A 12,527-nucleotide genomic window follows, 5' to 3' on the forward strand; every position below is an offset into this window, starting at 1 on the left:
GAGAGAAAAGACTGACGATCATCGTCGGTCTTTTTTGTTTCTAGCTTTATCGAAAATCCCACCGGAAGAACAAAGTAGTATAAAAACTAAAAAGGCACCCGAAGGTGCCTTTTTCTTAAGCTTTTAACGATTACTCGTTATATGACTTACTCTTCAGAAGAGAAACCAGCGTTTAGAAGTGCCGCTAGGTTATCCGTTGCTTGCTCAGCAGAAGGACCATCTTGCGCTTCAGAACGTTTAGCTTGACGCTCTTGGTGGTATGCGAAACCAGTACCAGCTGGGATCAGACGACCAACAATTACGTTCTCTTTCAGACCACGTAGGTCATCACGCTTACCAGAAACCGCAGCTTCTGTTAGTACGCGAGTTGTCTCCTGGAACGATGCCGCAGAGATGAACGACTCAGTCGCTAGAGATGCTTTAGTAATACCTAGTAGTTCACGTTCGAAACGTGCAGGCTCTTTGCCTTCAGCTTCTAGGTTACGGTTAGCAATCTTAACTTGTGAGTACTCAATCTGTTCACCAGGTAGGAACTCAGAGTCACCAGAGTGAGTAATAGTACACTTACGTAGCATCTGACGAACGATAGTTTCAATGTGCTTATCGTTAATCTTAACGCCTTGTAGACGGTAAACTTCCTGTACTTCGTTAGCAATGTACTGCGTTACCGCGTGTACGCCACGTAGACGTAGGATGTCATGTGGAGACTCTGGACCATCTGCGATCACATCACCACGTTCAACTTTTTCACCTTCGAATACGTTCAACTGACGATGCTTAGGAATCATCTCTTCGTAAGCTTCACCGCTTTCACGTGTGATCACTAGGCGACGTTTACCTTTCGTCTCTTTACCAAAGCTCACAGTACCTGTGTGCTCAGCAAGGATTGCAGGCTCTTTCGGCTTACGTGCTTCAAATAGGTCAGCAACTCGTGGAAGACCACCGGTGATATCTTTGTTACCGCCAGACTTCTGAGGAATACGTGCTAGTGTTGCACCAACACCTACTGCTGCGCCATCTTCGATGTTCACAATCGCTTTACCAGGTAGGAAGTAGTGAGCTGGCATATCAGTACCAGGGATCATTACATCGTTACCTTGCTCGTCAACAAGTTTGATAGCTGGACGCATATCTTTACCTGCTGAAGGGCGAGCTGCTGGGTCAGTTACTTCGCTTGAAGATAGACCAGTTAGGTCATCAGTTTGACGAGATACTGTTACGCCGTCGATCATATCTACGAACTGGATGCGACCTGCTACCTCAGTAATGATAGGTAGTGTGTGCGCTTCCCAGTTTGCAACTGTTTCGCCAGCTTGAACTGTATCACCATCGCCTTTGCTTAGTAGCGTACCGTAAGGCAGTTTGTGCTTCTCTTTAGTACGACCAAACTCATCAACGATAGTTAACTCTGTCGCACGAGAAGTGATAACGATCTTACCGTCATCAGCCAATACAGATTTAGCGTTGTGTAGCTTGATAGAACCGTTGTTCTTAACTTGAACACTGTTCTCTGCCGCTGCTGTCGATGCCGCACCACCGATGTGGAACGTACGCATCGTTAGCTGTGTACCTGGCTCACCGATAGACTGAGCAGCAATAACACCCACTGCTTCACCTTGGTTCACTAGGTGACCACGTGCTAGGTCACGACCGTAACATTGTGCACAACAACCGAAGTCAGAATCACACGTTACTACAGAGCGCACTTTCATGCTGTCTACTGAGTTCTCTTCCATGATTTGACACCATTTCTCATCGATCAGGGTGTTACGTGGAATAAGAACGTCTTCAGTGCCAGGTTTTAGTACGTCTTCAGCAACAACACGACCAAGAGCAAGCTCAGAAAGTGCAACTTTAACATCACCACCCTCGATGTGAGGCATCATGTCGACACCTTCGTGAGTGCCACAGTCATGTTCAGTTACAACAACGTCTTGAGCAACGTCTACTAGACGACGAGTTAGGTAACCCGAGTTCGCTGTTTTCAGTGCCGTATCCGCAAGACCCTTACGAGCACCGTGCGTTGAGATAAAGTACTGAAGTACGTTTAGACCTTCTTTAAAGTTCGCTGTGATCGGCGTTTCGATGATTGAACCATCTGGACGCGCCATCAGACCACGCATACCCGCAAGCTGACGAATCTGTGCTGCAGAACCACGAGCGCCCGAGTCCGCCATCATATAGATGCTGTTGAATGACTCTTGCTGTTCCTCTTCACCGTCACGGTTAACTACCGTTTCAGATGAAAGGTTTTCCATCATTGCTTTCGCAACACGGTCGTTGGTCGATGCCCAGATATCGATAACTTTGTTGTAGCGTTCGCCCGCAGTAACAAGACCTGATTGGTACTGTTCCTGGATTTCACGTACTTCTTCTTCCGCTTCTGCGATTTCAGTGTACTTAGCTGCAGGTACAACCATATCGTCGATACCAACAGATACACCAGAAAGTGCCGCGTATGCGAAACCTGTGTACATGATTTGGTCAGCGAAGATTACTGTGTCTTTCAGACCTAGTTTACGGTACGCCTCGTTAAGTAGGTTAGAGATTTGCTTCTTACCTAGCTTTTGGTTAACGATGCTGTACGGTAGACCAGCTGGCACGATTTGCCATAGCATTGCACGACCAACAGTGGTGTCTACCATCTTGGTTTCTGTAGTGCTGTTGCCATCTTCGTCTACAACAGTTTCTGTAATACGTACTTTAACGCGTGCGTGAAGCTCAGCTTGTTTAGTGCGGTATGCTTTCTCAGCCTCTTCTGGGCCAGAAAGGTACATGCCTTCACCTTTCACGTTGATCTTTTCACGAGTCATGTAGTACAGACCCAATACAACGTCCTGAGAAGGTACGATGATCGGATCACCTGACGCTGGCGACAGAATGTTGTTTGTCGACATCATCAGAGTACGAGCTTCAAGCTGTGCCTCTAGAGTTAGAGGTACGTGAACCGCCATTTGGTCACCATCGAAGTCCGCGTTGTACGCCGCACAAACAAGTGGGTGTAGCTGAATCGCTTTACCTTCGATCAGTACTGGTTCGAACGCCTGGATACCTAGACGGTGAAGTGTCGGTGCACGGTTCAATAGTACTGGGTGTTCACGGATTACTTCGTCTAGGATATCCCAAACGACCGCTTCTTCACGCTCTACCATTTTCTTAGCAGCTTTGATTGTAGTCGCAAGACCACGAGTCTCTAGCTTGCTGTAGATGAATGGTTTGAATAGCTCAAGTGCCATCTTCTTAGGAAGACCACACTGGTGTAGACGAAGGTATGGACCTACTGTGATTACAGAACGGCCAGAGTAGTCTACACGTTTACCTAGAAGGTTCTGACGGAAACGACCTTGTTTACCCTTGATCATATCAGCAAGAGATTTCAGAGGACGCTTGTTAGAACCTGTGATCGCACGACCACGACGACCGTTATCTAGTAGCGCATCAACAGACTCTTGCAGCATACGTTTTTCGTTACGTACGATGATGTCCGGAGCAGCTAGCTCTAGAAGACGCTTCAAACGGTTGTTACGGTTGATCACACGACGGTATAGATCGTTAAGATCAGAAGTCGCAAAGCGACCGCCATCTAGAGGTACTAGAGGACGTAGATCTGGCGGAAGTACTGGAAGTACAGTTAGGATCATCCACTCAGGGTTGTTACCCGATGCGATGAACGCTTCTACCAGCTTAAGACGCTTAGTTACTTTCTTACGCTTAGTTTCAGAGTTTGTTGTCTCTAACTCTTCACGCATTTGTTCTGCTTCAGCGTGCATATCCATAGAACCTAGTAGGTCCTTGATAGCTTCCGCACCCATCTTAGCAGTGAACTCGTCGCCCCACTCTTCTAGACGATCTAGATACTCTTCTTCAGTAAGCATCTGACCTTTTTCTAGATCAGTCATACCAGGCTCTGTTACTACGTACATTTCGAAGTACAGAACGCGTTCGATATCACGTAGAGGGATATCCATTAGTAGACCGATACGAGACGGTAGCGATTTTAGGAACCAGATGTGAGCTACTGGTGAAGCCAGTTCAATGTGGCCCATACGGTCACGACGAACTTTAGTTTGTGTAACTTCTACACCACACTTCTCACAGATAACACCACGGTGCTTCAGGCGCTTGTACTTACCACAAAGACATTCGTAGTCTTTAACTGGACCAAAGATACGCGCACAGAACAGACCATCGCGTTCAGGTTTGAACGTACGATAGTTGATCGTTTCAGGTTTTTTAACTTCACCGAAAGACCATGAACGGATCATGTCTGGTGAAGATAGACCGATTTTGATTGCATCAAATTCTTCGGTCTTATGCTGTGCTTTTAGAAAGTTTAATAAGTCTTTCACAATCAGCTCCTGTAAGGAGTTAAAAGGAGCTCACTCGCTAAAGTGAGCACCTTCTTCCAAATAATCGCTTTGATTCTCTCGACTTTCATCAAGAGAGAAAAGGATTACTCTTCGTCTTCTAGCTCGATGTTGATACCTAGCGAGCGGATCTCTTTCAACAGTACGTTGAACGATTCTGGCATGCCAGGTTCCATGCTGTGGTTACCGTCTACGATGTTCTTGTACATCTTAGTACGGCCGTTAACGTCATCCGACTTAACCGTTAGCATTTCTTGTAGCGTGTAAGCAGCACCGTATGCTTCTAGTGCCCATACTTCCATCTCACCGAAACGCTGACCACCGAACTGAGCTTTACCACCTAGTGGCTGCTGAGTTACTAGGCTGTACGAACCAGTTGAACGAGCGTGCATCTTGTCATCAACAAGGTGGTTCAGTTTCAGCATGTACATGTAACCAACAGTTACAGGACGCTCAAACGCATCACCTGTGCGACCATCAAACAGTGTTAACTGACCTGATGTTGGTAGATCTGCTAGCTCAAGAAGTGCTTTGATTGACTCTTCTGGAGCGCCATCAAATACAGGAGTCGCGATTGGTAGACCGCCACGCAAGTTCTTGATCAGAGTACGTACTTCATCATCAGATAGAGAAGCAATGTCTACTTTCTGGCGAGTGTCGCCTAGATCGTAAACTTTTTGTAGGAACTCGCGGAATTTCGCTAGTTCTTGCTGCTCTTTAACCATCTGGTTGATCTTGTCACCGATACCTTTCGCTGCCAGACCTAAGTGTACTTCTAGGATCTGACCGATGTTCATACGCGAAGGTACACCCAGTGGGTTAAGTACGATGTCTACAGGCTGACCTTTCTCATCGTATGGCATGTCTTCAACAGGGTTGATCTTAGAGATTACACCCTTGTTACCGTGACGACCCGCCATCTTATCACCAGGCTGAATGCGACGTTTAACCGCTAGGTAAACCTTAACGATCTTCAGGACGCCAGGTGCTAAATCATCACCTTGAGTGATCTTACGACGCTTAGTTTCGAACTTCTTATCGAAGTCAGCTTTTAGCTCATCCCACTGCTCAGCAAGTTGCTCAAGCTGAGTTTGTAGTGCGTCATCTTCTAGCGTTAGTTCTAGCCACTTCTTACGATCAGTTGTGTCTAGTTTCGCTTCAGAGTAACCGCCTTCAATCAATACAGCTTTAACACGGTTTAGAAGGCCGCCCTCAAGAATCTGGAATTCTTCAGTTAGGTCTTTCTTCGCTTCTTTAAGCTGCATCTGTTCGATTTCAAGCGCACGCTTGTCTTTCTCTACGCCATCGCGAGTAAAGACTTGAACGTCGATGATCGTACCTGATACAGAGTTAGGTACACGTAGTGAAGTATCTTTAACGTCAGATGCTTTTTCACCGAAGATTGCACGTAGTAGCTTCTCTTCAGGCGTTAGCTGAGTTTCACCTTTAGGTGTAACTTTACCAACTAGGATGTCGCCACCCTTAACTTCAGCACCGATGTAAACGATACCTGACTCGTCTAGTTTAGACAGAGCAGACTCACCTACGTTTGGAATATCCGCTGTGATCTCTTCAGAACCAAGCTTAGTATCACGCGCCACACAAGTCAGTTCTTGGATGTGGATAGTCGTGAAACGGTCTTCTTGAACTACGCGCTCAGATACTAAGATCGAGTCTTCGAAGTTGTAACCGTTCCAAGGCATGAACGCGATACGCATGTTTTGACCAAGCGCTAGTTCACCAAGGTCTGTTGAAGGACCATCAGCAAGAACGTCACCGCGTGATACAGGCTCACCTGGCATCACACATGGGCGCTGGTTAATACATGTGTTCTGGTTAGAACGTGTGTATTTAGTCAGGTTGTAGATGTCGATACCAGCTTCACCTGGTACTAGCTCTTCTTCGTTAACTTTAACAACGATACGAGAAGCATCTACTGACTGGATTACACCACCACGTTTAGCAACTGCAGTTACACCTGAGTCAACTGCTACGTTACGTTCAATACCAGTACCAACAAGCGGTTTGTCAGCTTTCAGTGTTGGAACTGCCTGACGTTGCATGTTCGCACCCATCAATGCACGGTTCGCATCATCGTGTTCTAGGAACGGGATAAGCGATGCAGCGATAGATACAACCTGGTTTGTCGCAACGTCCATGTACTGAGCGTGCTCACGAGGGTGTAGACCAGATTCACCTTTCTGACGAGCTGTGATCAGCTCATCTGCAAAAGTACCATCTTCGTTTAGCTTAGCGTTCGCCTGTGCGATAACGAATTGGCCTTCTTCGATTGCAGATAGGTAATCTACTTCGTCTGTTACTACGCCATCTACAACGCGACGGTATGGTGTCTCTAGGAAACCGTACTCGTTACAACGCGCAAACGCAGATAGAGAGTTGATCAGACCGATGTTTGGACCTTCAGGCGTTTCGATAGGACATAGACGACCGTAGTGAGTTACGTGTACGTCACGTACTTCGAAGCCAGCACGTTCACGAGTTAGACCGCCAGGACCCAACGCAGAAATACGACGCTTGTGCGTTACTTCTGATAGCGGGTTGTTTTGGTCCATGAACTGTGAAAGCTGTGAAGAGCCAAAGAATTCTTTAACTGCCGCAGAAATTGGCTTCGCGTTGATCAAGTCTTGAGGCATGATTGCGTCAAGATCGCCTAGGCTTAGACGCTCTTTAACTGCACGCTCAACACGTACTAGACCTACACGGAACTGGTTCTCAGCCATTTCGCCTACAGAACGGATACGACGGTTGCCTAGGTGGTCGATATCGTCCACTTCGCCCTTACCGTTACGGATCGCGATCAGCTTCTTCATCACTTCGATGATATCAGTTTCATCAAGTGTGCCTTGCTCTTGAGCATCTTCACGGCCGATAGAGCTGTTGAACTTCATACGACCAACAGTCGATAGATCGTAACGCTCTTCAGAGAAGAATAGGCTTTCGAATAGAGCTTCTGCAGCTTCTTTTGTTGGCGGCTCACCAGGGCGCATCATGCGGTAGATTTCTACCAATGCAGAAATACGATCAACCGTGCTGTCAATACGTAATGTTTCTGACATGAATGGACCGTGGTCTAGATCGTTCGTAAATAGAACTTCTAGCGCTTTGTGGCCTGCCTGAGATAGGTTCGCTAATGCTTCCAGGCTGATTTCCTGGTTAGCGTTAACAATGATCTCGCCAGTTGCTTCATTGATGTAATCTTTAGATGCAACTTTACCAACGATGTACTCAACTGGTACTTCGATGTGATCAACGCCATCTTTTTCTAGTTGGCGGATATGACGAGCTGTTACGCGACGACCCTGCTCAACGTAAACTTTACCATTTGCTTCGATGTCGAATGACGCAGTTTCACCACGTAGACGATCAGGAACCAACTCCATCAATAGAGTTTGGTCTTTCACTTCGAAGTTCACTTTCTCGAAGAAGATATCTAGGATTTCTTCTGTCGACTTACCTAGTGCTCGAAGGATGATCGATGCTGGTAGCTTACGACGGCGGTCGATACGAACGTACAAGTTATCCTTAGGATCAAACTCGAAATCAAGCCATGAACCACGGTAAGGAATAACACGTGCGTTGTATAAAACTTTACCTGAAGAGTGGGTCTTACCCTTATCGCTGTCGAAGAACACGCCTGGGCTTCGGTGCAGCTGGGATACGATAACCCTCTCGGTACCGTTGATTACGAAGGTACCATTGTCTGTCATGAGTGGAATTTCACCCATGTAGACTTCTTGTTCTTTAATGTCTTTTACAGTACCTGCTGGCGCGTCTTTATCAAAGATAACTAGGCGTAGTTTTACACGTAGTGGCTTTGAGTAAGTTACACCGCGGATTTGACATTCTTTAACGTCAAAAACTGGCTCACCAAGACGGTAGCTAACGTATTGCAGCTCAGAATTGCCGTTGTAGCTCTGAATCGGAAATACAGAACGGAAAGCGGCTTCAAGACCGTATTGACCTTCAGGATCCTGTTCGATAAATTTGTCGAACGAATCGAGCTGGATCGATAGCAGGTATGGAATGTCCAAAACTTGTGGACGAGTACCAAAGTCCTTACGGATGCGCTTTTTCTCGGTATAAGAGTAAACCATGGGGTTCCTCAGCTCGCTGATAAGTGACCCAAACTGTCCGCCCGCTCCTAGTTACTTAAGGGGGGTAAGGGACAGTGACTAATATAGCTGTTTACTGTAGTGACATTTCATTTCGTAAGAATGAAATGTTTTTTGCATGGATATCAGGCGCTTAAACAGCGGGAAAATTCGCCTATACCCTACAGCGCAAAAAGGCCGGTGGTTAAAAAACCACCAGCCAATTAGCCGTTAGGCTAAGAAACTATGCAATAATTACTTAACAGCAACAGTTGCACCAGCTTCTTCTAGCTGAGCTTTAAGAGCTTCAGCTTCTGCTTTCTCAACACCTTCTTTAAGAGGTGCTGGAGCGCCGTCTACTAGAGCTTTAGCTTCTTTAAGACCTAGGCCAGTTGCGCCACGTACTGCTTTGATTACAGCAACTTTGTTACCGCCAGCAGCTTCTAGGATTACGTCGAATTCAGTTTGCTCAGCAGCAGCTTCGCCTGCAGCAGCGCCGCCAGCTACAACAGCAGCAGCAGCAGAAACACCGAATTTCTCTTCCATTGCTTCGATTAGTTCAACAACTTGCATTACAGACATTTCTGCAACTGCGTCTAGGATTTGCTCGTTAGTAATAGACATAACAATTCTCTTTTAAGTCAACAATAAGTTTATTAAGCAACCAGTAAAAAGCAAGGCTTATGCCGCTGCTTCTTGTTTTTGATCGCGGATAGCTGCGATAGTACGCGCCAGCTTGCCAGCCGAAGCTTCTTTCATGCACATCATTAGGCGTGCAATTGCTTCGTCGTAAGTTGGTAGTGTTGCTAGTACTTCAGCGTCAGTTAAAGCGCCTTCAAATGCAGCAGCTTTGATCTCGAAATCTTTGTTCTCTTTAGCGAAGTCTTTGAAAAGACGCGCTGCAGCACCTGGGTGCTCATTAGAGAATGCGATTAGAGTAGGACCAGTGAAAGTGTCAGTTAGACACTCGTACTCAGTACCTTCAACCGCACGACGAGCAAGAGTGTTACGAACAACTCTCATGTAAACGCCAGCTTCACGAGCTTGTTTACGTAGAGAAGTCATCGCGCCAACTTGAACGCCACGAGAATCAGCTACAACTGCAGAAAGTGCACCACTGGCAGCTTCGTTGACTTCAGCAACAATTGCTTTTTTGTCTTGAAGGTTTAAAGCCATCTTGGATTTACTCCTGGTTGTCGTTACACCACTCACTATCATCACGACAGTGAGAGCTATTGAGGTGCTTCCCCAGAAGAAAGTTAACTATATTACATAGAGCTTTCTGTCAGTTCGGGCACCATCTACGTAGGATAATTAAGTTTGCTTTTACACAAACACCTACGGTCTTGGACGGAGACTGGGTCTTAATTCATTTCGAACTAGGAGACAGTTCAAAGAACCAAAGTTCAGCCCCAACCACAAATATTAGGCGCAAAATTATACACTAATTTTGCGCCTAAGCAAATAAATTATGCTTGAGTGTTCAGGCTAGCCTGATCAACAGCAACACCAGCACCCATAGTAGTAGAGATGCTTACTTTCTTCAGGAAAGTACCTTTCGCTGAAGATGGCTTAGCTTTCTTCAGAGCAACTAGAAGTGCTTCTAGGTTCTCTTTGATCTGCTCAGCAGAGAAGTTTGCTTTACCGATAGTAGTGTGGATGATGCCGTTTTTGTCGTTACGGTAACGAACCTGACCAGCTTTAGCGTTTTTAACTGCTTCAGCAACGTTAGGAGTTACAGTACCAACTTTAGGGTTTGGCATAAGACCGCGAGGACCTAGGATAGTACCTAGTTGACCTACAACGCGCATTGCATCTGGAGAAGCAACAACTACGTCAAAGTTCATTTCGCCTTTCTTAACTTGCTCAGCAAGATCTTCCATACCTACGATGTCTGCGCCAGCTTCTTTAGCTGCTTCAGCGTTAGCACCTTGAGTGAACACTGCAACGCGGATTTCGCGGCCAGTACCGTGAGGTAGTACAGTTGCACCACGTACGTTCTGGTCAGATTTACGAGCATCAATGCCAAGGTTAACAGCAACGTCTACAGACTCAACGAATTTAGCAGTCGCTAGTTCTTGAAGAAGAGCAACAGCTTCGTTGATTTCGTATTCTTTAGTTACGTCAACTTTTTCGCGGATTACGCGCATGCGCTTAGTTAGTTTTGCCATCTTATTAACCCTCTACCACTAGGCCCATTGAACGAGCAGTACCAGCGATAGAACGCTTCATCGCTTCGATGTCAGCACCAGTCATATCAGCAGCTTTAGTTTCTGCGATTTCTTGGATTTGAGCGTCAGTTACAGTACCAACTTTTTCAGTGTTTGGACGACCTGAACCAGACTTAACGCCAGCAGCTTTCTTAAGAAGAACAGCAGCAGGTGGAGTCTTAGTTACGAACGTGAAAGAACGGTCGCTGTATACTGTGATAACTACTGGAGTTGGTAGACCTTTCTCAATAGATTCTGTTTTTGCGTTGAACGCTTTACAGAATTCCATGATGTTCACACCGTGTTGACCTAGTGCAGGACCTACTGGTGGACTAGGGTTAGCCATACCAGCAGCAACTTGTAGCTTGATGTAAGCTTCAACTTTCTTAGCCATGATAATTCCTAAGTTTGGGTACAAACGCTAATCGCGGATCAGCTCCCCGTTTGTGTAAGAAACTTTTTACTTCACTTGAAGTAAAAAGGCGCGAAATTATAGTCATAATCCGCGCCTTATACAACCCTAAAAAGGTGATTTTTTATACTCTTTAACGAAGAGTCTTAGTCCAGCTTTTCAACCTGACCAAATTCAAGCTCAACTGGTGTCGCACGACCAAAGATCGATACAGACACTTTCAGGCGGCTCTTCTCGTAATCCACTTCTTCAACAGTACCGTTGAAGTCAGCAAATGGACCTTCGTTAACACGTACCACTTCACCCGCTTCGTACATTGTACGCGGACGAGGCGCTTCACTCGCTTTCTCAAGACGATTAAGAATCGCGTCAGCCTCTTTATCCGTGATAGGTGCCGGACGGTCTGAGGTACCACCAATGAAGCCCATGACACGCGGCACACTGCGTACTAGGTGCCATGATTCATCGTTCATAATCATCTGAACAAGGACGTAACCTGGGAAGAACTTACGCTCAGATTTGCGACGCTGACCCGCGCGCATTTCCACTACTTCTTCAGTAGGAACCAGTACTTCACCGAATAGCTCTTCCATGCCGTGCATTTTGATATGCTCGCGCAGAGATTGAGCTACACGACCTTCAAATCCAGAGAAGGCTTGAACCACATACCAGCGTTTTTTTGGAGCTTCACTCATGAATAAAAACCCTCTATACCCCAGTTGCTAGAGCTACTAGACGAACCATAATTCCGTCAATACCCCATAGCACTAGAGCCATTACAATACTTACAGCTAAAACGATCAGTGTTGTTTGCATGGTTTCTTGGCGAGTAGGCCAAACAACTTTACGTACTTCCATACGAGATTCTTTTGCAAAACTGATCGCTGCTTTACCTTTAGTCGTTGTTGCTGCAACGCCTAAGGCAGCTGCAATAAGAACAACAACGCCTGCAGCACGAACCACTACAGACATTTCACCATACAGGTAATTACCCACAACAGCGGCAGCTGCCAATACGAAAGCGGCTACCCACTTAAACGTATCTGCTGCGTTTGAGCTATCAGGAGTTTCAGCATTATTTGCTTTCATAAAACCAACCTGTTACAAGTCTTAATATAGACGACAACAACCCCGCTGTTGCAGGGCAAACTCCATATCGCTGAAAAAATCAGCGTACTCTTCTTAAGATTAAGCCTCTTTGCTTAATCTTGCTCTGCGCCCAACCCACTTCTGAACAAGAAAACAGCAAAAATAATGTTGAGTGCAGAAAAAGGGCATCAAATGATGCCCTTTTTGCTACTGGTTCGTCAAATCTAATTCAAGATTTTCCGAAAGCATCGCTAATTCGCTATGAATTAGTCGAAGATCTTAGCAACAACACCAGCACCTACTGTACGGCCACCTTCACGGATCGCGAAACGTAGAC

At 46.1% G+C, this 12,527-nt stretch carries 8 protein-coding genes and 1 pseudogene; all 9 read right to left on the minus strand.

The genetic code is table 11. From position 1 onward, the window contains the following. Window positions 1-146: 146 nt before the first annotated feature. The gene (gene rpoC, locus R7035_RS23720) at window positions 147-4,349 is read right to left on the minus strand and encodes a DNA-directed RNA polymerase subunit beta' (RefSeq protein WP_005382514.1); all 4,203 of its coding nucleotides are present in this window, start codon (window positions 4,347-4,349) and stop codon (window positions 147-149) included. A gap of 104 nt (window positions 4,350-4,453) precedes the next feature. Then, a complete protein-coding gene (gene rpoB, locus R7035_RS23725) occupies window positions 4,454-8,482 on the minus strand; it encodes a DNA-directed RNA polymerase subunit beta (RefSeq protein ID WP_005384685.1) in 4,029 nt (1,342 codons plus the stop codon). Window positions 8,483-8,734: 252 nt separating this feature from the next. Continuing rightward, window positions 8,735-9,103 (minus strand): 50S ribosomal protein L7/L12, encoded by a 369-nt coding sequence (rplL, locus tag R7035_RS23730; RefSeq protein WP_005382540.1) that lies wholly within the window; start codon window positions 9,101-9,103, stop codon window positions 8,735-8,737. Between the two features lie 57 nt (window positions 9,104-9,160). Beyond that, a complete protein-coding gene (gene rplJ, locus R7035_RS23735; RefSeq protein ID WP_005382538.1) occupies window positions 9,161-9,655 on the minus strand; it encodes a 50S ribosomal protein L10 in 495 nt (164 codons plus the stop codon). A gap of 293 nt (window positions 9,656-9,948) precedes the next feature. Further along, complete coding sequence (gene rplA / locus R7035_RS23740) at window positions 9,949-10,650, minus strand: 50S ribosomal protein L1 (protein WP_005384683.1); 702 nt, start codon at window positions 10,648-10,650, stop codon at window positions 9,949-9,951. A gap of 4 nt (window positions 10,651-10,654) precedes the next feature. Beyond that, complete coding sequence (rplK, locus tag R7035_RS23745) at window positions 10,655-11,083, minus strand: 50S ribosomal protein L11 (protein WP_005384682.1); 429 nt, start codon at window positions 11,081-11,083, stop codon at window positions 10,655-10,657. A gap of 164 nt (window positions 11,084-11,247) precedes the next feature. Continuing rightward, window positions 11,248-11,796, minus strand: coding sequence for a transcription termination/antitermination protein NusG (nusG, locus tag R7035_RS23750; protein WP_005384681.1), 549 nt, complete (start codon window positions 11,794-11,796; stop codon window positions 11,248-11,250). A 13-nt stretch (window positions 11,797-11,809) separates the two neighbouring features. Next, window positions 11,810-12,190, minus strand: coding sequence for a preprotein translocase subunit SecE (secE, locus tag R7035_RS23755; RefSeq protein WP_005384680.1), 381 nt, complete (start codon window positions 12,188-12,190; stop codon window positions 11,810-11,812). 266 nt (window positions 12,191-12,456) lie between these two features. Then, window positions 12,457-12,527, minus strand: a pseudogene (locus R7035_RS23760) (elongation factor Tu); the annotation flags it as partial.

Source organism: Vibrio sp. 1731 (assembly GCF_033339955.1).
Lineage (GTDB): Bacteria > Pseudomonadota > Gammaproteobacteria > Enterobacterales > Vibrionaceae > Vibrio > Vibrio alginolyticus.

What these genes read in the sequence shown, in the direction of transcription:
- rpoB (WP_005384685.1), bottom strand. Translation starts at nt 8,482, where the DNA reads ATGGTTTACTCTTATACCGAGAAAAAGCGCATCCGTAAGGACTTTGGT.
- rplL (WP_005382540.1), bottom strand. Translation starts at nt 9,103, where the DNA reads ATGTCTATTACTAACGAGCAAATCCTAGACGCAGTTGCAGAAATGTCT.
- rplJ (WP_005382538.1), bottom strand. Translation starts at nt 9,655, where the DNA reads ATGGCTTTAAACCTTCAAGACAAAAAAGCAATTGTTGCTGAAGTCAAC.
- rplA (WP_005384683.1), bottom strand. Translation starts at nt 10,650, where the DNA reads ATGGCAAAACTAACTAAGCGCATGCGCGTAATCCGCGAAAAAGTTGAC.
- rplK (WP_005384682.1), bottom strand. Translation starts at nt 11,083, where the DNA reads ATGGCTAAGAAAGTTGAAGCTTACATCAAGCTACAAGTTGCTGCTGGT.
- nusG (WP_005384681.1), bottom strand. Translation starts at nt 11,796, where the DNA reads ATGAGTGAAGCTCCAAAAAAACGCTGGTATGTGGTTCAAGCCTTCTCT.
- secE (WP_005384680.1), bottom strand. Translation starts at nt 12,190, where the DNA reads ATGAAAGCAAATAATGCTGAAACTCCTGATAGCTCAAACGCAGCAGAT.